The sequence below is a fragment of the Bacteroides fluxus YIT 12057 genome (genome assembly GCF_000195635.1).
In the GTDB taxonomy this organism is placed as follows: Bacteria; Bacteroidota; Bacteroidia; order Bacteroidales; family Bacteroidaceae; genus Bacteroides; species Bacteroides fluxus.
This window is the reverse complement of record NZ_GL882640.1, coordinates 1-24,905: the sequence shown is the minus strand read 5'-3', so window position 1 is coordinate 24,905 and position 24,905 is coordinate 1. Positions and strand designations below refer to the sequence as shown.

The window sequence follows — 24,905 nt, the reverse complement described above, 5'->3', positions numbered from 1 at the left end:
TTTATTCTTCTTTAATAAGTTCCAATTCCACTAATACCTGATTTGCATTGACCGGATCGCCTTCATTAACCAATATAGTCTTCACTATGCAATCCGCATTCACTTTGTAATTACTTTGCATCTTCATGGCTTCCAGTACTACAGCGATGTCCCCCGCAGCCAGCCGGTCCCCTGCGTTTACAGGAATACTGATGACCTTGCCCGGCATGGGGGCTATAATCTTGTCTCCCTGTTTTTCTTCCGCACCTTTCCTCATGTGCAAGTATTTGGCTTGTGTATCTACGATATCCACATGGTAAGAACGGTTGAACATAGTCACGTCATACCCCTTTCCGCTTTCACCGCGAACCAGCCCTGCATTGAAAGAGTTTCCGCCATGCAAGATGGAGCAACTGCCATTCTCGGCCATCACAATATCCACATCGTAAGGCTTGCCATCAATGGTAAGCTGCACTTTATTTCCTTCTTTGCTGACCAAAGTAACATCAGCCACCCGGTCTCCAATATGTATTTCCATACTTAACTGTTCATTAATTAAATTCTCAGTACTCCCTTCTGCAATCCAAACTCCCTCCAACGGCTGATAGGACGTCCGTCTGATAGTTGTCCCGAAGTATTCTCTTCCAGATTCACCAGATAATCCATATAGGCCGCAATCATGGCCACATTTTCCAGTTCCTCATTGGAAGTATTGGTACGGACCAGCATACGGGCATTCTTTTCTATGAATAAAGTATTATACTCTCCTCTCACAAAATCGGGTACGTACATAATACGTTTCAGATAGCCGAGGTTTGTTTTCAGTCCCGTTATCTTATACTCATACAGTACGCGGCGCATACGTTCAATGGCATATTGACGGGTAGTGGCCCATACAATCAGTTTGCCGATCATCGGGTCATAATAGATGGGAATCTCATAACCTTCATATACATAGCTGTCAATACGCACACCGATACCATTAGGCTCGGTCAGCTGCTTGATGATGCCGGGCGAAGGCATGAAATTATTTTCCGTATCTTCGGCACAAATACGACATTCTATCGCATGCCCGCGCTGGAACAGTTCATCCTGTTTGAGATGCAACGGTTCACCATTGGCAATACGGATCTGCTCTTTTACCAAATCCACACCCACCACTTCTTCCGTAATAGGATGCTCCACCTGTAAGCGGGTATTCATTTCAAGAAAATAGAAATTCCGGTTCTTGTCCACCAAAAACTCAATGGTACCTGCACCGGAATAATTCACGGCCTTGGCAGCCGCAACAGCTTTTTCTCCCATCTCCTTACGCAGTTCCGGAGTCAGGAAAGGTGACGGGCTCTCTTCGACAATCTTCTGGTTGCGACGTTGTACGGAACATTCACGGTCAAACAGATGGATTACATTCCCATAATTGTCACCCAATATCTGAAATTCGATATGATGCGGTTCTTCCACAAATTTTTCCAGATAAACCGTATCATCCCCAAAAGACGACATGGACTCTGAACGAGCGGTATTATATGCCTCCACTACTTCATCTTCATGATGAATAAGGCGCATGCCTTTACCACCGCCTCCCATAGATGCCTTCAACATCACCGGATAGCCGATTTCATTACAGATACGCATTGCTTCCCCGGCACTTTGCAGCGGTTGTTCTGTTCCGGGAACTACCGGTACCCCTGCGGCTATCATACGTTGCCTGGCAGCTATTTTATCGCCCATAGCCTCCATTGTCTCGGCACTGGGACCAATAAAAACAATCCCTTCCTCCTTGCATCGCCGGGCAAATTCTGCATTTTCGGACAAGAAACCATATCCCGGATGAATGGCATCGGCACCACAACGTTTGGCTACGGAAATAACTTTTTCAATATTCAAATAACTGTCTTTAGCTGCTGTTCCCCCTATCGGATAGGCTTCATCAGCATACGCCACATGGTGCGAGGTACGATCCGCATCGGAAAAGACCGCTACAGCAACCATTCCCATTTCACGGCACGAACGCATCACACGCAAGGCAATCTCACCTCTGTTGGCTATCAATACTTTCTTTATCATTTTCTTCTTCTTTAATATATAAAGGATATATTTTACTATTGCTGAACGAGTGACTCACCTCATCCAGACAATGTGGGCATATACAATCGGAAAAATTTTCCTTCAAATATATACGCTGCTCTGAAGTCAATTGGACAGACGCGCAATGACATTGCGATATATTGTCGTGCATGCACTCGAAAGTTGCACCACAACGCGGACATACCTTTTGCATAGGCATCCCTTTCAAATTTTAATGTTCACTTAATCTTTTCGTACTGTCTTCCTAATCCCACGAGTAAAGGCAGACTTTAACGAATGGCAGGTCTTCTGACTGACTCCAGATCTTGAGGCCTTCCCGATATATAAACACAGTATCAGTGGCAAAGGTTCTTTCCAAGATTTTAACAGAGCTTCACAGCAGCGGGACTGTCCGGGATTTACACCCGATTCCCTTTTAATCCGGACAGCAGAAAAGTCTGTCCGAAACCAATTCAAGTGGCAAAGATAGTGGAAACTGAATATAATACAAAAAATAAGCTGTTTATTTTTCAGTTCTGTAAAATGAATACACAATAACGGCACATCTTCCGAATTGAAATACCTGCATCCACGATATAGCGTGACGGATCATAGAGATTATTTTCAATTGACATCCAATAAGTTTATTTTGGCAGGTTTCCTGACTTCACCCGAGAAATAAGGCCTTCCCGCCTTCTGACAGTGGCATGTAGATAGAATATTTCTCTTTTTAAGGTGTTTACAGTAGCGGGTACTGTTCCGGATTCTCACCGGATTCCCTCTTAAACAAATAGCCGGAAAGACTATTGTTTGCAAAAAAACAGCGGCAAAGGTATGACTATTTTTGCCGAAAAAGGAGAAAGCTATAATATTTTTCCTAATAATTTTCTTCTCACTAAAAAATAAATATCTTTGTCCCCGCTTAGGTGATACGGCAGAATTTCTGTCTGCCGTATAAAAGGGAATCCGGTGAGATGCCGGAGCAGTGCCCGCTACTGTATAGCTAACAGCTTCCTTTGTTTGAACAAAGGAAAGTCGGAAAGAAAGCATTCACACATTAAAACCACTGTCTTGTCATAACGGATTTGCATCCGTGCAACCAGGGACGGGAAGGTTAAGCTTTCTTTAAAAGCTGAGTCAGGAAACCTGCCTGAGCAGTTACGTAATTAACGCCTTCCCGGGGTCAGGAAGACAAGTATTAATTCTTATTCACCAATCAATGAAAAAGCAGAATTGGCTGTTCATCCTCGTGGGAGGGTGTATGGCAATGAGTGCATCCGCACAGGAAAAACAAAAGGACAGAGAACTGAGTGTAGATTTAAATCCGGTTGTAATTACCGGTACAGGCACCCATCACAGACTGAAAGAAACCCCTGCACCGGTAGATGTCATCACAGCCGGAGACATCAAGAAAGCGGGCATCACGGATTTCAAAGAAGCCATGACGGTATTGGTACCTTCACTGTCTTTTTCCAGTAACTCTATGGGAGATTATCTGATGATGAACGGACTCGGCAACAGTTATGTCCTGGTATTGGTCAACGGCCAGAAGGTATGCACTGATGTAGCCAATGGTAATTTGGATTTGTCACGTATCAATACAAACGACATCAAGCGAGTTGAAATCTTGAAAGGAGCCGGTTCTGCCCTATACGGCAGTGATGCCATTGCCGGAGTTATCAATATCATTACCAATCAGCCTCTGGATCAGATTCGTGTCAGTTCAAACACAAAGGTGGAAGGGTACGGGCAGTTTACCCAACAGGTAAACCTGGATGTACAAAAAGGTATGTGGGGTTCCTACACATCATACGCTTACCGCAAAACAGACAGCTGGAAACAAAATGATTATGATGAAGATGGCGAATGGACAGACAAAACCTCCAATGACGGCTTCAACAGCAATACATTCAACCAGAAATTTACTTTTACCCCCAATGACAAATTCTCGGCATACGCCGGAGGCGGATACTATGACCGGAATTTCCAACACCAGGGATATGATTATGGAATCGGCTACGAATCTTATAATCTATCATTAGGTGCCAGATATAAAGTGACAAAAGCATCCTATATCACCCTGGACCTCTACAATGACAATTTCGAGACCAACAAAACCTATCGCAAAGAAACTTCCGTAAAAGAATGGGGAGAAAGTGTAAAATACGGCATAGGAGAAACTTCACTGACCAAGCGCAGCCATTATTACAGTGCCAATCTCAAAGGATCATTCCGCAATGGAAACTGGGGACGTACCATCGCCGGAATGGAATATGTGCAGGACCGGCTCAAGCGTCCGGACGCCTTGGTTGACAAAGGAGTATATACCTTGGCCGCTTATGCACAGGAAGAGGCTGAATTTCTCCGCCACTTCAAGGCAACGGTAGGGCTACGCCTGGTCAAGCATGAAACAGCCGGCACCAATCTGACTCCTAAAGCGTCACTGATGTACAGTATCGGTAATTTCAACCTACGCGGGCAATATTCCGGTGGATTCCGTGCACCGTCCATGAATGAACTATATTATTTCATGAATAAAGGCACCACACTTACTGACGGCAACAAGAACCTCAAAGCTGAAAAGAGCCACTATGGTTCAATCAACGCAGAATATATAGGTTCCCATTTCAGTATCAGCGGAACGGCCTACATCAATCAGATTGACAATATGATTAATGCGGAAAAGACATTGTTCAGCAAAATGGATGAAACTCAGAAACAGGAAATCTACAAAGAAGCGCAAGACAAACTGGGAATGAGTGAGAGTGAATTGAAAAAGCTGAAGACATACAAGAAATATGCCAATCTGGAAGAAGGATTGATTAAAGGATTCGAAATCAACTTCAACAGCATTTTAGGTGCCGGATTTTCTTTGGGTGGCAGCTACACATACGCTTATGCCCGTGGAAAGCAATACAATGAAAGTACCGGAGAAACAGAATGGGGAACCATAGAACGCAGTATCCGCCACAGCGGCAGTGTAAATGCCAATTACGCCCATAATTGGAAAAACTATTTATTAAACGTAAATGTTACAGGACTGTTCCACAGCAAACGTTACCATGAAGCCAGTGATGTAGATGAATCGGCTCCGGGCTACGGTTTATGGAATTTGGCGACCCGTCATTCTTTCGGCCAGTTTGAAATCGGCTTGGGAATGAATAATGTCTTCAACAAGGTAGATCGCCGTCCTTTCGGTGTAAATTATTTCAGTACCAATCCCGGACGCACATTATATGCCAGCCTTGCTATACAATTACATAAATAATATCCGCGTTTATGAGAACTACATCACTTTTTATCCTACTGACCCTCTCCCTCCTCTGCCATGCGCACGGGGGAGGCAATTACGAGCACAGCGACATGCTTGCAAGTATGAAACCCGGCGACAAGGCCGCCCTGCTCATGGTACACTTCGGTACCACGCATGATGATACCCGTACTCTGACCATTGATGCCATCAACACCAAGACACAAGCTGCCTTCCCGGAGTTGAAGTTCCAGGAAGCCTATACATCGCGCATCATTATCCGCCGCTTGAAAGAGCGCGGCATCACGAAGCTGACTCCACTGGATGCCATGCTGAAATTGCGCAGCGAAGGTTACACACACCTTATCGTGCAGAGTACCAACATCATTGATGGAGTAGAAATGGAATCACTCCGCCGGGATGTGGAAAGTGTACTGCCCTTTTTCAAGGATATACGTGTAGGTACTCCCCTGCTCTATTCTGTAGAAGACGCAGAGAAAGTGGTAAGTATTCTGGGTAGCCGCTACAACGCCCCGGCACAAAGCAAGAAAGTTGCCAAAGAGCACTTCGTTCTTGTGGGACATGGCACTTACACACCCAGTACCGCCATCTACAGCCAGATGGACTACATGCTGAAAGCAAACGGGCTTCCCAATTTTCATGTAGGCACTATTGAAGGCTATCCGACTTTCGAAACCATGCTTGCACAATTAAAAGCCACCAAAGCCAAACAAGTGACTCTGGTTCCTTTCATGTTTGTTGCCGGAGAACATGCTAAAAATGACATTGCCGGAGAATGGAAGGAAGCTCTTGAAAAAGAGGGATATACCGTCAACACACATTTGGAAGGGTTGGGACAGGTTCCTGAAATTCAAGAAATATTCATCAGCCACATCCGTTTCGGGCTGAAGCACCGCATACTGGACATCATGACCAAAAAAGCAGCTTACGCCGCCGGTAAAGATGTAGAATAATACCCACTATTAGGTATTTAGCGTTCTTGAATCATCTTGTACTTTTGCAAGAAAACCCGAACAATGATGAATGTTATTACCCAATTAATGTACTCTATCCATAGGATACTGGGCACTTTGCTCTGTATCCTATTTCTCATGTGGTTCCTCTCCGCTTTTGTGATGATGTACCACCGTTTTCCCCGTGTCAATGCGAAAGAAAAACTGCAAAAGCAGGAAGTGCTTTCAGCATCGGGCGATTCACTGCCGGACATTGCAGCCGTGATAGCCCGGCTTCCCCATAAAGAACAAGTCAGGAAACTGACTCTCAACCGTAAATTCGGACAAACATTTTTCCATGTCCGTACCGGCAAAGGGGAGTATAACCTCCCTCTGAATCCATCCGATTCACTATTGCCGACAGACAGCAAGTATATCCACCGGATAGCCGCCCTGTGGTGTCCCGCTCCCATAGTCCACATAGATACAGTAAATTCTCCGGACCAATGGATTCCATTTGGCGAACTGAAAAAGGAGATGCCCATCTACAAGATATATTTCGCCGACGATGCCGGAACCCAGCTTTACCTAAGCTCACGAAACGGTGAAGCTTTACAATTCTCCAACCGGAATGAACGCTTCTGGGCATGGTTAGGAGCTATTCCCCACTGGGTATATTTCACCTGGCTGCGACAAGACACTGCCCTATGGAACAAAACTGTCATCTGGCTGTCTGGCATGGGTTGCGTGATGGTCATTGCAGGCATCTGGGTAACTATAGATGTATGGCGGAAGACACGCCGCAATCGTTATCACCGTTTTTCACCCTACCGCAAGAAATGGTATCACTGGCACTATCTGACCGGAATATTTTTCGGAATATTCGTACTGACCTTTACTTTCAGCGGCATGATGTCCGTAGCGGATATTCCCGAATGGATTCATAAACCAGCCTTGAAAACCAATCCCATACGTACACTACACGCTCATGCCCCCCGGCCGGAGCATTATACATTGGACTATCGCCGCATCATAGCTGCCTATCCCCAAGCCTTGCAGATAGAATGGAGCAATTTCCGCGAACATCCCTACTACACGGTAAAGGACGGAAAAACAGAATTCTATATAGACGCAACAGACAGCTTGCCCCGTCCCTTACATCTCTCCGAAGACGAAATACGCAGAGGCATCGAAAGTATATATGCCTCTGACAGCACGGGCGCCAATGCTCCCATACCGATCCGGATGTCGCTGCTCGGTCACTTTGAAACATACTACCGTGATATGAGTAACATGTACCGCGAACGCCCCCAGCTGCCTGTCTGGAAAACTGTTGTGGAAGATGCCGACCGGAGCATCTATTATATCCATCCGGAAACAGGCATTATCCGCCATGTCGATACTTCATCCCGATGGAAGTACTGGTCATATACAGCCCTGCACCGTATGCGCCTACCCGGACTGAATTCCAACGCTGCCCTCCGTAAAACCGTTCTTTGGATATTACTGCTTGGGGGAAGCGCTGTATCTGTTACCGGTGTTGCATTAAGCATAAATTATTTGCGGAGAAAATGCCGCAGAAAGCGAAAATCAGAAAGATATATACAAAGATGAACAAGAGACAGGGAAAAGATACCTATAAATAGCTATTTCACACCTCAATATAGCTATTTTTAAGTATTTTATCCGTCACAGAAAGTCCATACTTTTGCAAGTCTCTAAAAAGATAAAGACCCCGCATTATAATCCTAATAAAAAAAGAATGACTTTCTTTATACGAACATTATTATTTTTCACCGTCTACCTGTTTCCCATTGCTATGGCAGCCCAGAACAAAGTTGTCATATCCGGTACCTTCACCGACAAGCAAGGTAATCCTCTGCCATTGGTAACTATTGCCGTAGAAAACTCATCCATAGGCTATCAGACTATCAAAAGGACAGTCAGTATCCAACAAAGTAAAACCATAGATTTCATATTGGAAGAAAATGCCGTGGCACTTAAATCCATTGAAGTATATGGCAAATCGCAAACGCAAAAGATGAAGGAGAGCGCACTTGCTGTCAATGCAAAGAGTTTCCACGTCAGCACCATTGAAGGTTATCCTACATTGGAAGCTACCTTGCTGCAACTGAAAGAAAACCGTGTCAAGGCAGTTACACTGGTACCCTTGCTGTTGGTGTGCGGCAATCACACCAAAGAAGATATAGCCGGTGTATGGAAAACGGAACTGGAGAAACAAGGCTACCGGGTAAATGTACGCATGCAGGGATTGGGTGAAAACAAGGCTATCCGGCGGATATACATAGAGCATATTAAAGCCATGCTAAACGATTGATAAACAGCGTCTGTAAAAGGGCTACACCTTTTACCCCTCAGGGCTACACCCTTTGTACCGGATGGCTACACCCTTCCGGGTAAAGGGTGTAGCCCTTTTTAAAACAGACATTGTCATTTCATTTTTCGGTTATCTTGAATTAATATTCTATCTTTGCCGATAGCGAAGATAAGCTGCACCTCAGCATAAAAAATGAACAAGTTCATTTTATACTGCCCACGGTTTGCATTATCTTTGCACGCAACAGAATACTTATTATAAATGAAGCAGTCCAGAATCATTGTTGCCGGCATCGGACCGGGCAACGAAGCAGACATTACTCCCGCCGTAATTTCCGCTTTGCAGGAATCAGATGTAGTAGTGGGATATAAATATTATTTTCAATTTGTCACTCCCCATCTTCGTCCCGAAACGGAATGTATAGATACCGGTATGAAACGGGAACGTACCCGTGCCGAGCAAGCATTCGAACTGGCTGAAGAGGGAAAGACCGTCTGTGTCATCAGCTCCGGTGATGCCGGGATTTATGGCATGACACCCCTTATTTATGAAATGAAGCGGGAACGGAACAGTACCGTAGAGATTGTTTCCCTGCCGGGTATCAGTGCTTTTCAGAAAGCCGCCTCCTTGTTGGGCGCTCCCGTAGGCCATGACTTCTGTGTCATTTCACTTTCCGACCTGATGACCCCGTGGGAACGCATTGAGAAAAGAATCATCGCCGCTGCCGTTGCCGATTTTGTGACCGCCGTCTATAACCCCAAAAGTGAAGGACGTTACTGGCAACTTTACCGTCTGAAGGAACTTTTCCTGCAAGAAGGACGCATGCCGGAAACCCCTGTAGGTTATGTACGCCAGGCAGGAAGGCCGGAACAGGAAGTGCACATCACTACATTGGAAAATTTCAATCCCGAAGAGGTAGATATGTTCACCGTAGTACTGATAGGAAACTCACAATCCTACGAATGGAATGGGACTTTCATCACTCCGAGAGGATATTACAGAGAAGGGATTCCGGCCGATAAACCTCAACTTCAAGGTTCCAGACCTCAACTTCAGAGTTCTGAACCTCAGCTTCAGCCCAACAAAGGGCAGGATATCATGATCCGTAGTTTCCGCACCATCGAAAAAGAATTGAAGCATCCCGATATTCCTCTCGACCATAAATGGGCTTTGTTGCATGCCATACATACTACCGCAGATTTCGAAATGGAGAACCTTTTGCAGACAGATAAAGGCGCCGTCGCTTCCTTGTATCAAGGCATTGAAAAAGGCCGTATCCGGACGATTGTCACCGATGTAACCATGGCGGCCAGCGGCATCCGCAAAGGAGCTCTGCAACGCCTTGGGATGGAAGTAAAATGCTATCTTGGTGATCCCCGTACGGCCGGAATGGCAACAGAAAAAGGCATTACAAGAACCCAGGCTGGTATCCGGCTGGCTGTAGAAGAACATCCGGACGCCCTGTTCGTATTCGGCAATGCCCCGACGGCATTAATGGAATTATGTGACCTGATACGCAAAGACAAAGCACATCCGGCAGGAATCATTGCTGCACCTGTGGGCTTTGTCCATGTACAAGAATCCAAGCACATGGTGAAACCGTTTAGCCGCATACCGAAAATCATAGTGGAAGGCCGCAAAGGCGGCAGCAATTTAGCGGCAACTTTAGTGAATGCAGTATTATGCTTTAATGATGCGGGGCAGTTGCGCCCGGGGAGGGATGTGTGAGGCAGCGTTTTATTATCATAGGAATGGACGACAACCGGGAACCCTTTTTCCCACCGGAAGTAATGACCCTCATACGGCAAGGAAGAATATTCTCGGGCGGCATACGGCATAGGGATATAGTAAAGAAGCTGTTGCCGGAATCTTTCGAATGGATTCCTATCACCGTACCATTGGAAAACGCATTCTCTTGTTATAAGAAAATTTTTACAGAGAAAAAGGAAGAAGCCATCGTCGTTTTCGCATCCGGGGATCCGTTGTTTTTCGGTTTTGCCAACACCGTAAAACGTAAACTGCCGGATGCTGAAATCCGCCTGTATCCTGCATTCAATTCCTTGCAGACACTGGCCCACCGGCTCGTTATGCCATACGATGACATGCGCACCGTCTCCCTCACCGGACGTCCCTGGCAGGAGTTTGACCGCGCCTTGATAGAACATGCTCCCAAAATAGGAATTCTCACTGACCGTGAGCATACTCCCGCAACGATTGCCGCCCGTATGTTAGAATATGGTTATTCCCATTATACAATGTATATAGGCGAACATCTGGGCAATCCCGAAAAAGAGCGCGTCCGCAGTATGACACCCCAAGAAGCCGTCCACAGTTCTTTCGAACATCCCAATAATCTTATTTGCAACATAGAGAGCCGCCCTTCATCAAACAACAATTATTTCGGTATTCCCGATGAAGAGTTCGCTCATCTGGACGGACGTTCCCGCATGATTACCAAAGCCCCCATCCGTCTGCTCACCTTGCAGGCCTTGGAGTTGAATCATCGTCATGTGTTTTGGGACATAGGTTTCTGTACCGGTTCCGTATCAATCGAAGCCCGGCTGCAATTTCCGCACCTAAGGGTAGTTTCCTTTGAAGTACGTGCCGAAGGAGAAAAATTGATGGCCACCAATTCCCGCCGTTTCGGCGCACCGGGCATTACGGCTGTCATCGGTGATTTCCTGCAAACGGATACCGGACACTTTCCCCGTCCGGATGCCGTCTTTATCGGCGGACATGGAGGACATCTGAAGGAGATGCTGGCAAAAATAAAAGAAACACTCCAACCCGGAGGATGCATCGTATTCAACTCCGTATCGGCAGACAGCAAGGCCGCCTTTCTTGAAGGTGTACAGGCCGCCGGTATGACACAACATCCCTCCATCCGTATTGCTTTAAACGATTATAATCCCATTGAAATTATGAAAGCCACGCTTTCTTAAATATACATCAAATATGAAAACAGCCATTATCCTCATTTCCGAAGCCGGCTTGAACGTTGCCGAATTATTACACAACGAACTTTCCGAATCAGAAATATTCACTTCACAACAGCAAGACGGCTGTACGCACATCGATTCTGCCGGCAGTTTTGTGGCAGAGCACTTCCATCACTATGACGCACTGATTTTTATCGGAGCCATGGGAATCTGTGTACGTGCCATCGCACCTTGCGTGAAAAACAAATATACCGACCCCGCAGTAGTCTGTGTAGATAGCACCGGACGATATGCCATCTCCGTTTTATCCGGTCATATAGGTGGAGCCAATGACCTTGCCAAACAAGTAGCGAATATTCTCGGCGCCGAACCGGTAATCACTACTCAAAGTGATCTTACCGGCATGTGGGCACTCGATACTTTTGCCCAACGTTTCAACTGGTTCCCTGTTATCAACGCCGACCTTTCCACTCTTCTGATGGCCGAACTGGCAAAAACTCCTGAAGAGAAAATGAAAGCCTGCATGAACGAGCATATCAGCCTTTTTGTTTCAAAAAAGCCCACTGCCCTGCTGCTTACCGTCCACGACGAAGGAACAGACTGGTTAGAAGCCAATCTGCCCTCTCATGTAGAAGTGTTCTATCGGGTACAAGACATTAAAGCCTCCCGTTTCAGACTAATTCTGTGCGTATCTCCGCAAATCCCTAATTTTCCGGAAATACCTTTAATATGCTATGTGCCGCGTTCCGTACATCTCGGTATCGGACTTGCCCGCCAAGCCGGACCTACCCGGAAGGTGCAAGAGGCTATACAAGAGACATTGAGAGAATACGGCATCCCCCTGCAGGCTATAGCATCCATCTCTACCATTGACGCCAAAAAGAATGAACCGGTAGTGAAAGCACTCAAAAGGAAGTACCCGGTACGGTTTTATACAGCCGAAGAGTTGTCCCGGATCCATGTGCCTCACCCCAGCAAAACAGTCATGAAGCACATGGGAACTCCCAGTGTGAGTGAAGCAGCAGCATTACTTTCCGCAGGCGGAAGATTGCTGATGCCCAAGAAGAAAGGAACCAACTATACTGTAGCAGCTGCGCTCGATTCAAGATTCATCCGCAGCGGACACATCGAGATTGTCGGTGCCGGTCCGGGCGATCCCGATTTAATCTCCGTACGCGGCCGGCAGATGTTGGAAAAAGCCGATCTCATTCTGTATGCAGGCAGCCTTGTCCCCCGCGAACTGACGCTTTGTGCCAAACCGGGTGCTACAGTCCGTAGTTCAGCCTCCATGGATCTGGAAGAACAGTTCTCTCTGATGAGGGATTTTTATGACAGAAACAAATTCATAGTCCGTCTTCATACCGGTGACCCCTGTATCTATGGAGCCATCCAAGAGCAAATGAATTATTTCGACCGATACGGTATGAACTATCACATCACGCCCGGTATCTCTTCTTTCCAAGCTGCCGCAGCGGCACTGAAGTCACAGTTCACCATCCCCGAAAAGGTACAGAGCATCATCCTTACACGCGGGGAAGGACGCACTCCCATGCCCGAACGCGAAAAACTGCATCTCATGGCACGTTCACAGAGCACCATGTGTATCTTTCTCAGTGCCGGCATTGCCGAACAGGTACAGGAAGAACTTTTGCAGGAATATCCGGAAAACACTCCTGTCGCCGTCTGCTATCACCTGACTTGGAAAGACGAACGTATCTTCCTCGGAAAACTAAAAGAACTGGCCGCCATCGTGAAAGAAAACAACCTGACACTGACTACCATGATTGTCGTAGGCGAAGCCATCGGTAACCGTGAAGGATTGTCGCGTCTCTATGCCCACGAATTCAAACATTTATTCAGAAAATAAAACAATTAAATTATGATTCTCGTATTAGGCGGAACCACCGAAGGACGCATCGCTGTCAAAACTCTTGAGGAGGCTGGAAAACCATTCTATTACTCCACCAAAGGAGACGAACAGGAAGTGCTTCTGCACAACGGTATCCGTTTGCAAGGTGCCATGGATGCAGAAAAAATGGAAACATTTTGCATCCAACACGGTATAAAACTGCTGATAGACGCTGCACACCCCTTTGCCGAGCAACTGCATAAAACCGTGGAACAGGTATCCTCTGCATCCGGTATTCCCGTCATACGCTTTGAGCGAATTTTCGTCCGGCACGATGAAGAGCACATCACCTGGTGCAAGAACTACGATGATGCTATCCGATGGATAAAAAAAGAAGAGATACTCACCCTGCTGGCATTGACCGGGGTACAAAGCATCAGCAAACTGGAATCGCTCTGGAAAGAAAGTACCTGCTGTTACTTCCGTATTCTTGACCGCGACAGTTCACGGGAACTGGCATGCAAGCAAGGCTATCCCGAAGAACATCTCCGTTACTACCACTACGGAGAAGACGAACGGAGCCTGATGCAAGAACTCCATCCCGAAGCCATTCTCATCAAGGAAAGCGGTGTGTCAGGCGGATTTTGCGAGAAAGTAAAAGCCGCACAAGAATTAGGCATACGCATTTTTGCCATCTGCCGTCCCCAGACATCCGAAAAGTTCCATTACGTCAACGGCGAACACGGGCTACGTCGGATGGTAGAAAGGTTTCTGCCTGTTTTTTTCCCGTTACACAGCGGCCTGACCACCGGCACTTGTGCGGCGGCGGCAGCCGTAGCCGCCACCTGGGATATTTTCAATGTAGCGTTCACTCCCCGTCCATCAGAGTTTCCGGTAGTCCTGCCCAATGGAGAAACCATTCATGTGCCTGTGGAACCGCAGAAAAAGCGACCTCACTCCGGTATCTTGAGAAACGGTGACGGAATGTTCGAAACAAGCGCTACAGTCATCAAAGATGCCGGTGACGATCCCGATATTACGAACGGCGTGGAAGTTATAGCCAATGTAGCCATCCCTTTCCGTATGGATGACCCTTCATCGGGAAAGTCACCGGTGCAAGAAGATTATGATATCATCGTTTGCGGCGGTGAAGGCATAGGCATCGTCACTATGCCCGGCCTGGGCCTTGAATTGGGTTCACCTGCCATCAACGCTACTCCACGCAAAATGATAGAAGACAATGTAAGGCGCTGTCTTGAAAAAATCGGCATATCCAATCAACCCAATCCTATAGTGGTAACCATTTCCGTACCCGGCGGAGAAGAAATCGCAAAACGCACTTTCAACCCGCGTTTAGGAATAGAAGGAGGTATTTCCATCATCGGCACATCGGGCATCGTAAAACCTTTCTCTTCCGAAGCATTTATCAATTCTATCCGTAAATCCATGGAAGTGGCACGTGCCACAAACAGTCCGCGCATAGTCATCAGCTCCGGAGCCAAAAGTGAAAAATACATCAAAGCATACTACCCCGACCTTCCGGCGCAGGCATTTGTACATTATGGCAATTTTATCGGTGAAACTCTAAAAATAGCAGATACACTGGAACTGCCCCAAGTCACTCTTGGAGTAATGATAGGCAAAGCCGTGAAATTGGCAGAAGGTAACTTAGACACACACAGCAGGAAAGTAGTGATGAATAAGCATTTCATACAGGATATAGCCCGACGGGCCGGATGTAGCGAAGCTGTCCTTAACCGTATCGGACAAATAAATATGGCTCGCGAGCTTTGGGACATCATTCCGGCAGACGAACTGGCTATTTTCTCTAAAGCATTAATCGGGCACTGCCTGCAACACTGTGCCCCACTGCTGCCCAAAGGAGAACTGACCTTATTATTAATAACTGAAAACGGAAAAATTTACGTATGAGGAAGATTATCATTATTATCTGTTTCGCAATGGCTGCACTGGCAAGTTCAGCACAAAGCCCCATCTCTTTCCACGCAAAGGCAGGAATCGGCACTTCCAACTTCTGGGGAAAACACTCAAGCAGTGAAACCAGAATAGCGTACAAAGCAGGTATCGGTGCAGAATATGCACTCAGCCGGACTTGGGTAGTGCAATCTGCCCTGGAATTCGTATCCATAGGCGGTAAAGACGAAATAAAGTATGGGAAAGCAGACATGAACGAATTATATTTGCAAATACCCGTTATGATGGCTGCCCGTCTCACCTTGAACAAGAACTATCACATCTCATTAAGTGCCGGTCCTTATGTTGCAATCGGACTGGGTGGAAAGACCTCCGGCGAGAGGCATGACTATACCGGTAGCCACCATTCCAACGATTATCGTTTCAAGCTGGATACTTTCGGAAGCATGTTGGACAACAACATGGGAAACCAACGTTTCGATACAGGTATCGCTATGGGACTGACGTTTGAATATCACCGGTTTGTTATCGGCGCAGAAACCCAAGTCGGATTTGTCACTGTCAACAAACAGCTGAACCTGATGATGAATCCTGACGGATACAGCGAATACCTGCCTAGGAACTTTGCCGCATTCTTTACGGTAGGCTACCGGTTCTGATCAGTTGTCTTTAACCCGTTCCAAAAGTTCTTCGATGGTACCTACCCTTACCTCCTGTCCTCCGGGCAGATGTAACAGGAAAGTGCCATCTCCTTTCAAGTCTCCGGTTTCTATACAGATGTCTGACGTCACATTCCGATTAGCCAATATGCCATTGCGCTGTAAGGCCTTGCGGACCATAGCATATCTCTGCCCATGCCCGACCAGATGTATCTGTGAGGTATATTCATTATCTACCCGGAACAGACCAGTCTCCAAGTCAAAAACAATACCTTTGCGGGCAAAGAAATTACTCAAATTACCGTTCAAGGAAAGATCCTCGGGAGTGCCTATAGTCACTCCGTTCATCTTATCCATCAGCCAGATCTTATCGGCTATCTGCAGGGCCAGTTCCAAGTCATGGGTAGATAAAAAGATGGTCTTGTCAGTTTGACGGCTCAAGTGATGCAACAACTGCATCATTTCCACCTTGCTGGGAAAGTCAAGAAAAGCAGTGGGTTCATCCAGGTAGATAACCGGAGTTTCCTGTGCCAGTGCCTTGGCTATCATCACCTTCTGGCGTTCACCGTCACTCAAGGTATGAACCATACGATGTGCCAAATGCGGAATACCCACCAAAGCGACTGAGTGCTCTACCACTGCCCTGTCTTCTTTGGATAGAGTACCCCAGAAGCCGGTATAAGGGCTGCGTCCCAAGCCTATCAGTTCGGTCACGGTCATATTTCGGATATCACATTTCTCCGTAAGAACCACGCTAATGACCCGTGAGAGCTGTTTATCCGTATAATCTCCAATCTCTTTCCCTTGAATGCGTATCTCCCCCCCTAATTTGGGTTGGAAAGCGGATAACGTACGAAGCAAGGTTGACTTCCCTACTCCATTGGCACCTAACAAACAAGTCAGTTCACCCCCGTTGATATCGGCACAAATGCCGCTTGCCACAACTTTCACGTCTCCCTTGCCGGGATAACCGATGGAAAGATTCTCTATATGTATGGTTCCTTTATTCATTCAATTCTCCTTTCCTTTTTCTAAAAAGCACGGAAGCCACTACCGGAGCACCTACCAGTGCAGTCACAGAGTTTACCGGCAAAGCCCCCTCAAACCCCGGCATACGGGCTATCAAATTACAAACCAGTGCCAAGGCAGCTCCTACCAACAAAGTGGCAGGCATCAATATCCGATGATCGGAAGTCTGAAAAATGGCACGGCATAAATGAGGTACCGCCAGACCGATAAACATAATCGGTCCGCAATAGGCCGTTACGATTGCCACCAACACACCGGAACAAGAAATGACGAGCAAACGCGCCCTTTTGATATTCAGCCCCAAATTGCGCGCATAGCCATCTCCCAACAACAATAGGTTCATGGTCTTTATCAACAGAAAAGAGAGGGGCAACAACACTGCCATAATGCACACAAAGAGAGTCATCTGATCACCGGAAACACGGGCAAAACTACCTAATCCCCAAATGACATACGCACGTATATCCTCTTCCACGCTGAAATATTTCAATACACCGATAATGGCGCTTGCCACATAACCTATCATCACGCCGATAATGAGCAACGTTACATTGCCCTTCACTTTCTGAGAGACATATACGATAAGCGCCATGACCGCCAACGCACCGATAATGGCAGCTATGGACAAAGCGACTTCTCCCATATATCCCAAGCGGCTCAATGCCACTCCGCCCATGGCTCCGGACAGCAACACCACACAAGCTACCCCTAAGCTGGCGCCCGAACTGATGCCAAGTACCGAAGGTCCCGCCAATGGGTTGCGAAAGACCGTCTGCATCTGCAAACCGCTTACTGACAGTCCGGCTCCGGCCACTAAAGCCGTCAAAGCTTGCGGCACACGGGATTTCCAAATAATATTGCTCCAGATAACCTCTTGATTGCTCATTGTATCCGGATTGGCAGCCGTACCTGTCCCCCATAAAAAATCCCATACCTTGCTTAAAGGAATGTGAACAGACCCCAACAGCAGATTCAACAGGAAAAACAAGAAAATAGACGCCAACAACAAAAGCATCAACAATAACACAGGTCTTTTCATTATTTCAAACGCTCATAGTAAGTGGGTTTATAATCAGGCAGCAAATCAGGATGGAATGCATGAATCAAATCTTCCAAAACAATTTCCGGTTCCATGGGCATACTTTCGTAAAAAGGCTTCTCACGCATATTGCAATAAACAACTCCCTTTTCGCGAAATGCACGGAAGTCAGCATAACGGGGATCCAGAGATTTCAACGCATCGTACGAAAAAGTCCCGTCATAACTGTTCACTATGCGCCAGAAATCCGCACTTTCAGCCTGGTTATATACCGTTTCAAAATCCAGCGTGACACCGCCCGAACGGGGATCATCCTTCAAGAAATAGTCCGCACCCGCATCACGGAACAATTGGGCAAGAAAGCTCTTTCCGCCCACCGCATACCAATTGCCTCCACGTATCTCACCACTGAAAACCACCGGGCGTTTCCCTACGTTTGCAGCCAGTTCCTTCAGTTCATTATATCTCTTTTCAATAGCTGCAAACTTTGCATTTGCCTCCGCTTCCTGCCCTATAAACATGCCGATGAATTTGATCCATTCGGCTTGTCCCAAAGGAGTCATTTCTTTATAGCCCAAATGGGGAACCAGAGGAATGCCGATCTCACGCATGGCATCATATCCTCCCCGCTTGAAAGGAGAGATGAAGATAACATCCGGATTCATGCTCATTATCAACTCATTATCAAAATTTCCTTCGATACCGATTTTAGCTGTCTTGCCGGACTTCAAACGCTCATTCATCTCCTTATTAAAGAGATGGCGGGTGCTGGTGATACCCACAACATAATCACAGGCGTCCAGACGGATAAAATTGGAGAGTTGCAGGGAGGTCATGCACATGACGTGTTTCACCGGAGTTTCAATCACCGTATAATTTTCCGGAATGCCGGATGGTTTCCTTCCTTTCGGAACCAAAGCATAATGGAAAGTATTGCCGTTCTCTTTCTGGGGATCGCAGATATCTATCAGACGGACATCACCGGAAAGATATTCCACAGAATACCCTTTTGCATAAACAGGTACAATAACAGTAGCCGAGTCGGCAACCGTAACCGTTGAAGAACCAACGGAAACGGATTCTACAGATGTTTGCCTTGATTTTAATCCACACGCCGCTACGCATAACACACAAAAGAAGGCCGTGGCAATAACCGGTATTCGAGTCATGATTATTTGAGTTATATGAAATTCCGGGCACAATATTCGTCAATTTTGAGGAGATACGCAAACTTTATCCACCCAAAGTGCCAATAAGCAGTGAAAGGCAAACCATGCTCCCCGCTTCCCAAATCGGGTACCCACACTTCGGGAGTGGTCACAAGGAAAGAGAGCGTGCCGACAGTCATGACAATAGCCAATGCAACTCCCGCCTCTATACGCTCATGAATAACCTTTAGAGGAGAAGGCAGTCCGCAAGAAGCAAAAAGGTTGGATAAAGTTTTTGGGGAACGAAACAGAATATCGGCATAATCCTGCACCTGTTTCTTCTCCTTAAAATTCTGAACAAAGGTAAGCAATATCTTGTTTACTACCGATTATTTCCTCACTTTTGCATCCGCATATTTATGAAAGTGATAACTCATTTATGAAAGTGATAACTCATAATTCCATATTCCGTATGAACCCTATCCTATTTGTGTCTCTCGGTCCGGGCGAACCGGAGCTGATTACTGTCAAAGGCCTGAAAGCCTTGCAAGCAGCGGACTGTATCTTCTGCCCCGAAACTCAGACAAGAGACGGACGCACCCTCTCACGGGCTGCGGGCATCATGCAACAACTGGATATTCCAAACAGCAGTATCCGCCGTTTTACACTGCCCATGAGCAAACTGCGGGAAGAAGCCTTGAATGTGTATGACCGGGTCTATGCAGAAATAGTCCTATTATATAAGGAGAACAAGAATATTTGCATCGTTGCCGAAGGAGATGCTGGATTTTATTCCTCCGTACACTATATTTTCGAGAAACTACAGGCCGGACATATTCCTGTAATGCATATAGCCGGCATACCTGCCTTTATTGCTGCCGGTGCATTGGGCGGACTACACATCGCCAGCCGGGAAGAACGCCTGACCGTCATTCCCGGCATCACCACCACAGAAGAAATCGAGAAATTGGTAGAAGAAAAAAGCACCGTCGTCATCATGAAACTGTCCCAATGTACAGACGAAGTACACCGCTGCATCCGTCTGCATCCGGAATACCGGTACCATTATTTTGAAAATGTAGGAACTCCGGAGGAGAAATATTTAAATGACAATCATCGGATAGAAACCCTCCGTTTCCCCTATTTTTCATTATTGATCATTCGCAAGGATAGCTTTTAAGCCCAATTTAATACTATTTCGCACATCATAAACAGCATTTTAATGAAAATGGATTACCTTTGCCCCGTTATAATATAAAAAATAGGAACATGAAGAAAGTCGCTTTTTATATGATGATGCTGGTCATGAGCATTGGCTACGCTTACGCACAAGGCCAAGCAGAAATTAAGTTTGAACAGACTACACATGATTTCGGAACTTTTTCCGAAAACAATCCGGTCGTATCTTATACATTCAAATTCACCAATATCGGTGATGCGCCGCTAGTAATCCACCAGGCTGTTGCCTCCTGCGGATGTACCGTACCCGAATATACGCAGGAACCGATACTGCCCGGAAAGACCGGTACCGTAAAGGTAACCTACAACGGAGCAGGCAGATATCCCGGACACTTCAAGAAGTCCGTTACTTTGCGCACCAATTCCAAGACGGAAATGCTGAGACTGTTCATTGAAGGTGATATGACAGCCAAAGACGCAAAATAAACGTTTTTACGATATAGAATAAAGGAGAATTTTTCAATTCTCCTTTTTTTTTGCTTTCTTTGAACCCCATAAAGGAAGTTATCGAAATACGAAGAGACAGTTTCTTCCATGGAAACGAGCAGAACTAACTCTAATAAAAATATATCGAACTATGAAACAAGAAGAAGAACCGATTACCGGATTACCGGAAAACGCGTTCCGCGAATTGAAGCCGGGCGAAGTCTATAACCCACTGATGAGCCCCGACAAGAAGTACTCCGAAGTAAACTTTTGGTCAGTATCATGGGGTATTGCCATGGCCATCCTCTTTTCGGCTGCCGCAGCCTATCTGGGTCTGAAAGTAGGGCAAGTCTTTGAGGCCGCCATTCCCATTGCCATCATTGCCGTTGGTGTATCCGGCGCAGCCAAACGTAAAAATGCATTAGGAGAAAATGTCATCATCCAATCCATCGGTGCCTGCTCCGGTGTAATCGTGGCGGGAGCCATCTTTACCTTACCCGCTTTGTACATCCTTCAGGAAAGTTATCCCAAAGAAATTACCGTAACCTTTGCACAAGTATTTATCAGTTCCTTATTGGGTGGTGTGCTGGGTATTCTCTTCCTCATTCCTTTCCGAAAATATTTTGTAAGTGACATGCACGGCAAATATCCTTTTCCCGAAGCTACGGCAACCACGCAGGTGCTTGTTTCCGGTGAAAAGGGTGGCAACCAGGCAAAACCTTTATTGATGGCAGGTATCATTGGTGGTCTGTACGACTTTATCGTGGCTACTTTTGGTTGGTGGAACGAGAACTTCACAACCCGCGTCTGTGGCTTCGGCGAAATGGTAGCTGAAAAGGCAAAATTAGTATTCAAGGTCAATACAGGAGCTGCCGTACTCGGTCTGGGATATATCGTCGGATTGAAGTATGCTTCCATCATCTGTGCCGGTTCACTGGCCGTGTGGTGGATTATCATTCCCGGCATGTCTTTAATCTGGGGAGACAGCGTGCTGAACCAATGGAATCCCGAAATCACGGCAACCGTAGGTTCAATGTCACCGGAAGATATCTTTAACTACTATGCCAAAAGTATCGGTATCGGCGGTATTGCCATGGCAGGTATCATCGGTATCATCAAATCATGGGGTATCATTAAAAGTGCCGTAGGACTGGCTGCCAAGGAAATGGGCGGAAAATCCAGTGCAGAAGTAAATGTGAAGCGTACCCAACGTGATATTTCCATGAAGATTATCGCTGTCGGCTCCATAATCACCTTGATTTTGGTGGTTCTGTTCTTTTACTTTGATGTAATGCAGGGCAGTTTGACGCATACCATCGTGGCTATCCTGCTCGTAGCCGGCATCGCCTTCCTCTTTACCACAGTAGCTGCCAATGCCATTGCAATTGTAGGTACCAATCCGGTTTCCGGCATGACATTGATGACACTGATTCTAGCTTCTGTCGTAATGGTAGCTGTCGGTCTGAAGGGTCCGGAAGGCATGGTTGCCGCACTCGTCATGGGTGGTGTGGTTTGTACGGCTTTGTCCATGGCAGGCGGTTTCATCACTGACTTGAAAATCGGTTATTGGCTGGGAAGCACGCCAGCCAAGCAGGAAGCATGGAAATTCCTCGGAACCATTGTTTCTGCTGCAACAGTAGGCGGTGTGATGATTATTCTGAATAAGACATACGGCTTTACAAGCGGGCAACTTGCCGCACCACAGGCCAATGCGATGGCTGCCGTCATCGAGCCGTTGATGAATGGTGTGGGTGCTCCCTGGTTATTGTACGCTATCGGTGCCATACTTGCCATTGTACTGAATTTCTGCAAGATTCCGGCACTAGCCTTTGCCTTGGGCATGTTCATTCCGTTACAGCTGAATGTTCCGTTAGTAGTGGGCGGTGCCGTCAATTGGTATGTGACAAGCCGCAGTAAAGATGCCGCGCTCAATACAGAACGTGGAGAAAAAGGAACCTTATTGGCGTCCGGTTTCATTGCCGGCGGTGCATTGATGGGGGTCGTAAGTGCCGCTATGCGCTTTGGAGGCATCAACCTCGTAGAGGATGCATGGCTGCAAAACACTTGGTCTGAAGTATTGGCACTCGGCGCTTATGCTATCCTGATATTCTACTTCATCAAAGCTTCGATGAAGGTCAAATAACCTTTAAATAAAACGACCATGAAGAAGATTTTATTTTTATCTTTTTTATTCATAACAAGCATGTTGTCTGCACAAAAATCCATGGAACTACCTTTGTGGCCCAATGGTGCACCCAATGATAACGGACTGGATTCCAGTCCCTCCATAACAGTTTATCCCGCAGGAAAGCCGAACGGGTTGGCCATCATTATGTGCCCGGGAGGTGGTTATAGCGGCCTTGCCATGCATCATGAAGGTCATGATATGGCCTCTTGGTTCAACACGCAGGGAATCACCTATGTTGTTTTGAAATACCGCATGCCAAACGGGCATTATGAAGTACCACTTTCAGATGCGGAACAGGCTATCCGCCTTGTACGCGAGCATGCTGCCGAATGGAATATCAACCCTCAACGGGTAGGCATCATGGGAGCTTCCGCCGGCGGACATTTGGCGGCTTCGCTTGCTACTTTATACAGTAGTGACAAGACACGCCCTGATTTCCAGATTCTATTCTATCCGGTTATCTCTATGGTGCCGGGCATTACCCACGGAGGTTCCCGTAAATCTCTCCTTGGAGAAAATCCCTCACAGGAACTGGAACAGAAGTATTCCCTTGAAAGACAGGTCTCATCACGCTCTCCGCAAGCGTTTATCATGCTCTCCTCTGATGACGGTGCCGTACCTCCTATCAACGGTATCGGTTATTTCCTGGCCCTGCGCGACCAAAAAGTTCCCGCCAGCCTGCATGTCTATCCTACCGGTGGACACGGTTGGGGTTTCCGCGACAATTTCACCTACAAACGTCAATGGACCGGTGAACTGGAAAAGTGGTTACGTGAGGGACTTATTGAGAAATAATTCAATAATTTAGAATTTTAATCCCTCCGGATTAAGCTTTTATGAAAAGGATGTAGTAAATTTGCTGCATCCTTTTCATTTTAATTAAAAGGTGTAGTTTTAATAATAATCAAAAGAGAAAACAATGAAAGTAATGACTAAACTTATGTTCAGTGCTCTCTGTGCTGTAGCAGTAATGACTTCAGCTTCTGCACAAGATAAAAGCGTTATGCTGAGCAATGGAATAAAGTATGTAGATGTTCCGTACGTAGCTCACACATTGGAAGCAGACGGTCCCGAAGAGCTCATCATCAACTGTGACGAGGTAGATTGTACTACCTTGGTGGAATATGTCTTGGCAGAATCCCTTACTCCCAAGCTGGACAATGGGGATATTTCCGAAAGTGCCTTCGCAGACAATCTGCAAAAAATACGTTACCGTAACGGCAAGATAGACGGTTATACCTCACGCCTGCATTACATAGCAGACTGGATTAACAACGGTGTGCGCAATGGTTTCCTGGAAGATGTGACAGCTGCCAACAGCGCTGACACTGAGAAACTCTCAATTTCTTATATGTCCACACATCCCCAACAATACAAGCAACTGGCAAACTCCAAAGAGAATGTTGCCAAAATACAGGAGATTGAAAAGTCATTGTCCGGACAGACCGTTCATTATCTACCCAAAGCCAAACTTCCCGTTACCGGATTTCCTTGGATTAAAGACGGTGATATCATTGCCATCACCACCAATACTCCGGGATTAGATGTTGCCCATTTAGGTATTGCTTTCTATGTAAATGGCAAACTTACTTTGTTGCACGCTTCTTCCACTCAGAAGAAGGTGGTTGTTTCAAAGGTGGCTTTGTCGCAAATGTTGCAAGATAATAGCAAATGGACGGGAATCAGAGTATTGAGAATGAAGAAATAAGTAGGGATATCTTCCTGATAAAAAATGCCGATAAGTATGATTTTACTTATCGGCATTTTTTATCAGGAAGAATATGTTTTACAAATCCCTATAGGATGTTTATGCTCTACAATAGGCACCCCTTTATCTCTTCCACAATATAGTGTACGTCCTCATCCG

At 46.4% G+C, this 24,905-nt stretch carries 19 protein-coding genes, 3 pseudogenes and 3 riboswitches; of the genes and pseudogenes, 15 read left to right on the top strand and 7 right to left on the bottom strand.

From position 1 onward, the window contains the following. Position 1 precedes the first annotated feature (1 nt). The 3 genes from HMPREF9446_RS10480 to HMPREF9446_RS18330 are packed head-to-tail and all read right to left on the bottom strand — an operon-like array spanning position 2 to position 2,260. Entirely contained in the window at positions 2-517 is a 516-nt protein-coding gene (locus tag HMPREF9446_RS10480; RefSeq protein WP_009125618.1) for an acyl-CoA carboxylase biotin carboxyl carrier protein subunit, read from the bottom strand. Positions 518-534: 17 nt separating this feature from the next. Then, positions 535-2,046: an acetyl-CoA carboxylase biotin carboxylase subunit gene (gene accC / locus HMPREF9446_RS10475; protein ID WP_009125617.1), complete on the bottom strand. Its 1,512-nt coding sequence runs from the start codon at positions 2,044-2,046 to the stop codon at positions 535-537. Beyond that, the gene (locus HMPREF9446_RS18330) at positions 2,012-2,260 is read right to left on the bottom strand and encodes a cysteine-rich CWC family protein (protein ID WP_410510782.1); all 249 of its coding nucleotides are present in this window, start codon (positions 2,258-2,260) and stop codon (positions 2,012-2,014) included. Before HMPREF9446_RS18330 ends, accC begins: the two co-directional genes overlap by 35 nt. Positions 2,261-2,328: 68 nt before the next feature. Beyond that, a riboswitch (cobalamin riboswitch) is annotated at positions 2,329-2,534 on the bottom strand. A 146-nt stretch (positions 2,535-2,680) separates the two neighbouring features. Continuing rightward, positions 2,681-2,879, bottom strand: a riboswitch (cobalamin riboswitch). A 74-nt stretch (positions 2,880-2,953) separates the two neighbouring features. Then, a riboswitch (cobalamin riboswitch) is annotated at positions 2,954-3,214 on the top strand. 51 nt (positions 3,215-3,265) lie between these two features. Here HMPREF9446_RS18330 and HMPREF9446_RS10470 point away from each other — a divergent pair. From HMPREF9446_RS10470 to HMPREF9446_RS10430, 10 genes and pseudogenes are all read left to right on the top strand, one after another. After that, a complete protein-coding gene (locus HMPREF9446_RS10470; RefSeq protein WP_009125616.1) occupies positions 3,266-5,314 on the top strand; it encodes a TonB-dependent receptor plug domain-containing protein in 2,049 nt (682 codons plus the stop codon). An 11-nt stretch (positions 5,315-5,325) separates the two neighbouring features. Then, a complete protein-coding gene (locus tag HMPREF9446_RS10465; RefSeq protein ID WP_009125615.1) occupies positions 5,326-6,270 on the top strand; it encodes a sirohydrochlorin cobaltochelatase in 945 nt (314 codons plus the stop codon). A gap of 66 nt (positions 6,271-6,336) precedes the next feature. Next, positions 6,337-7,863, top strand: coding sequence for a PepSY-associated TM helix domain-containing protein (locus HMPREF9446_RS10460; RefSeq protein WP_039969083.1), 1,527 nt, complete (start codon positions 6,337-6,339; stop codon positions 7,861-7,863). Positions 7,864-8,011: 148 nt separating this feature from the next. Beyond that, the gene (locus HMPREF9446_RS19125) at positions 8,012-8,587 is read left to right on the top strand and encodes a sirohydrochlorin cobaltochelatase (RefSeq protein WP_009125613.1); all 576 of its coding nucleotides are present in this window, start codon (positions 8,012-8,014) and stop codon (positions 8,585-8,587) included. A gap of 261 nt (positions 8,588-8,848) precedes the next feature. Continuing rightward, positions 8,849-9,592, top strand: a pseudogene (cobJ, locus tag HMPREF9446_RS19465) (precorrin-3B C(17)-methyltransferase); the annotation flags it as partial. 81 nt (positions 9,593-9,673) lie between these two features. Beyond that, a pseudogene (locus tag HMPREF9446_RS19460) lies at positions 9,674-10,315 on the top strand (precorrin-8X methylmutase); the annotation flags it as partial. Between the two features lie 23 nt (positions 10,316-10,338). After that, positions 10,339-11,529 (top strand): bifunctional cobalt-precorrin-7 (C(5))-methyltransferase/cobalt-precorrin-6B (C(15))-methyltransferase, encoded by a 1,191-nt coding sequence (locus HMPREF9446_RS10445; protein ID WP_039969077.1) that lies wholly within the window; start codon positions 10,339-10,341, stop codon positions 11,527-11,529. A gap of 13 nt (positions 11,530-11,542) precedes the next feature. Then, positions 11,543-13,393, top strand: a complete 1,851-nt coding sequence (gene cobM, locus HMPREF9446_RS10440; protein ID WP_009125609.1) for a precorrin-4 C(11)-methyltransferase — start codon at positions 11,543-11,545, stop codon at positions 13,391-13,393. Positions 13,394-13,405: 12 nt separating this feature from the next. Continuing rightward, positions 13,406-15,307, top strand: a complete 1,902-nt coding sequence (gene cbiD, locus HMPREF9446_RS10435) for a cobalt-precorrin-5B (C(1))-methyltransferase CbiD (protein ID WP_009125608.1) — start codon at positions 13,406-13,408, stop codon at positions 15,305-15,307. Next, entirely contained in the window at positions 15,304-15,969 is a 666-nt protein-coding gene (locus HMPREF9446_RS10430) for a porin family protein (protein WP_009125607.1), read from the top strand. The genes cbiD and HMPREF9446_RS10430 overlap by 4 nt, the downstream gene beginning before the upstream one ends. On the opposite strand, the gene HMPREF9446_RS10425 is transcribed toward HMPREF9446_RS10430, so the two are convergent. The 4 genes and pseudogenes from HMPREF9446_RS10425 to HMPREF9446_RS18720 all read right to left on the bottom strand — a co-directional run. Then, on the bottom strand, positions 15,970-16,980 hold the full coding sequence (locus HMPREF9446_RS10425; protein ID WP_009125606.1) for an ABC transporter ATP-binding protein: 1,011 nt from the start codon (positions 16,978-16,980) through the stop codon (positions 15,970-15,972). Next, positions 16,973-18,037: an iron ABC transporter permease gene (locus tag HMPREF9446_RS10420; protein ID WP_009125605.1), complete on the bottom strand. Its 1,065-nt coding sequence runs from the start codon at positions 18,035-18,037 to the stop codon at positions 16,973-16,975. Before HMPREF9446_RS10420 ends, HMPREF9446_RS10425 begins: the two co-directional genes overlap by 8 nt. Then, a complete protein-coding gene (locus tag HMPREF9446_RS10415; protein ID WP_009125604.1) occupies positions 18,037-19,206 on the bottom strand; it encodes an ABC transporter substrate-binding protein in 1,170 nt (389 codons plus the stop codon). The genes HMPREF9446_RS10420 and HMPREF9446_RS10415 overlap by 1 nt, the downstream gene beginning before the upstream one ends. 11 nt (positions 19,207-19,217) lie before the next feature. Then, positions 19,218-19,538 (bottom strand): annotated as a pseudogene (locus tag HMPREF9446_RS18720) (DUF417 family protein); the annotation flags it as partial. 119 nt (positions 19,539-19,657) lie between these two features. Here HMPREF9446_RS18720 and HMPREF9446_RS10405 point away from each other — a divergent pair. The 5 genes from HMPREF9446_RS10405 to HMPREF9446_RS10385 all read left to right on the top strand — a co-directional run bounded on the left by HMPREF9446_RS10405 (position 19,658) and on the right by HMPREF9446_RS10385 (position 24,746). Continuing rightward, positions 19,658-20,365 carry a precorrin-2 C(20)-methyltransferase gene (locus tag HMPREF9446_RS10405; protein ID WP_039969079.1) on the top strand — a complete coding sequence of 236 codons (708 nt, stop codon included), beginning with the start codon at positions 19,658-19,660 and terminating at the stop codon, positions 20,363-20,365. Between the two features lie 89 nt (positions 20,366-20,454). Beyond that, the gene (locus HMPREF9446_RS10400) at positions 20,455-20,850 is read left to right on the top strand and encodes a DUF1573 domain-containing protein (RefSeq protein WP_009125601.1); all 396 of its coding nucleotides are present in this window, start codon (positions 20,455-20,457) and stop codon (positions 20,848-20,850) included. 151 nt (positions 20,851-21,001) lie between these two features. After that, positions 21,002-22,993, top strand: coding sequence for an OPT family oligopeptide transporter (locus tag HMPREF9446_RS10395; RefSeq protein ID WP_009125600.1), 1,992 nt, complete (start codon positions 21,002-21,004; stop codon positions 22,991-22,993). 18 nt (positions 22,994-23,011) lie between these two features. Beyond that, positions 23,012-23,833, top strand: a complete 822-nt coding sequence (locus HMPREF9446_RS10390) for an alpha/beta hydrolase (RefSeq protein WP_009125599.1) — start codon at positions 23,012-23,014, stop codon at positions 23,831-23,833. A 124-nt stretch (positions 23,834-23,957) separates the two neighbouring features. Then, positions 23,958-24,746, top strand: a complete 789-nt coding sequence (locus HMPREF9446_RS10385; protein ID WP_009125598.1) for an N-acetylmuramoyl-L-alanine amidase-like domain-containing protein — start codon at positions 23,958-23,960, stop codon at positions 24,744-24,746. The last annotated feature ends 159 nt before the right edge of the window (positions 24,747-24,905 follow it).

What these genes read in the sequence shown, in the direction of transcription:
- HMPREF9446_RS10480 (WP_009125618.1), bottom strand. Translation starts at nt 517, where the DNA reads ATGGAAATACATATTGGAGACCGGGTGGCTGATGTTACTTTGGTCAGC.
- accC (WP_009125617.1), bottom strand. Translation starts at nt 2,046, where the DNA reads ATGATAAAGAAAGTATTGATAGCCAACAGAGGTGAGATTGCCTTGCGT.
- HMPREF9446_RS18330 (WP_410510782.1), bottom strand. Translation starts at nt 2,260, where the DNA reads ATGCAAAAGGTATGTCCGCGTTGTGGTGCAACTTTCGAGTGCATGCAC.
- HMPREF9446_RS10470 (WP_009125616.1), top strand. Translation starts at nt 3,266, where the DNA reads ATGAAAAAGCAGAATTGGCTGTTCATCCTCGTGGGAGGGTGTATGGCA.
- HMPREF9446_RS10465 (WP_009125615.1), top strand. Translation starts at nt 5,326, where the DNA reads ATGAGAACTACATCACTTTTTATCCTACTGACCCTCTCCCTCCTCTGC.
- HMPREF9446_RS10460 (WP_039969083.1), top strand. Translation starts at nt 6,337, where the DNA reads ATGAATGTTATTACCCAATTAATGTACTCTATCCATAGGATACTGGGC.
- HMPREF9446_RS19125 (WP_009125613.1), top strand. Translation starts at nt 8,012, where the DNA reads ATGACTTTCTTTATACGAACATTATTATTTTTCACCGTCTACCTGTTT.
- HMPREF9446_RS10445 (WP_039969077.1), top strand. Translation starts at nt 10,339, where the DNA reads ATGGACGACAACCGGGAACCCTTTTTCCCACCGGAAGTAATGACCCTC.
- cobM (WP_009125609.1), top strand. Translation starts at nt 11,543, where the DNA reads ATGAAAACAGCCATTATCCTCATTTCCGAAGCCGGCTTGAACGTTGCC.
- cbiD (WP_009125608.1), top strand. Translation starts at nt 13,406, where the DNA reads ATGATTCTCGTATTAGGCGGAACCACCGAAGGACGCATCGCTGTCAAA.
- HMPREF9446_RS10430 (WP_009125607.1), top strand. Translation starts at nt 15,304, where the DNA reads ATGAGGAAGATTATCATTATTATCTGTTTCGCAATGGCTGCACTGGCA.
- HMPREF9446_RS10425 (WP_009125606.1), bottom strand. Translation starts at nt 16,980, where the DNA reads ATGAATAAAGGAACCATACATATAGAGAATCTTTCCATCGGTTATCCC.
- HMPREF9446_RS10420 (WP_009125605.1), bottom strand. Translation starts at nt 18,037, where the DNA reads ATGAAAAGACCTGTGTTATTGTTGATGCTTTTGTTGTTGGCGTCTATT.
- HMPREF9446_RS10415 (WP_009125604.1), bottom strand. Translation starts at nt 19,206, where the DNA reads ATGACTCGAATACCGGTTATTGCCACGGCCTTCTTTTGTGTGTTATGC.
- HMPREF9446_RS10405 (WP_039969079.1), top strand. Translation starts at nt 19,658, where the DNA reads ATGAACCCTATCCTATTTGTGTCTCTCGGTCCGGGCGAACCGGAGCTG.
- HMPREF9446_RS10400 (WP_009125601.1), top strand. Translation starts at nt 20,455, where the DNA reads ATGAAGAAAGTCGCTTTTTATATGATGATGCTGGTCATGAGCATTGGC.
- HMPREF9446_RS10395 (WP_009125600.1), top strand. Translation starts at nt 21,002, where the DNA reads ATGAAACAAGAAGAAGAACCGATTACCGGATTACCGGAAAACGCGTTC.
- HMPREF9446_RS10390 (WP_009125599.1), top strand. Translation starts at nt 23,012, where the DNA reads ATGAAGAAGATTTTATTTTTATCTTTTTTATTCATAACAAGCATGTTG.
- HMPREF9446_RS10385 (WP_009125598.1), top strand. Translation starts at nt 23,958, where the DNA reads ATGAAAGTAATGACTAAACTTATGTTCAGTGCTCTCTGTGCTGTAGCA.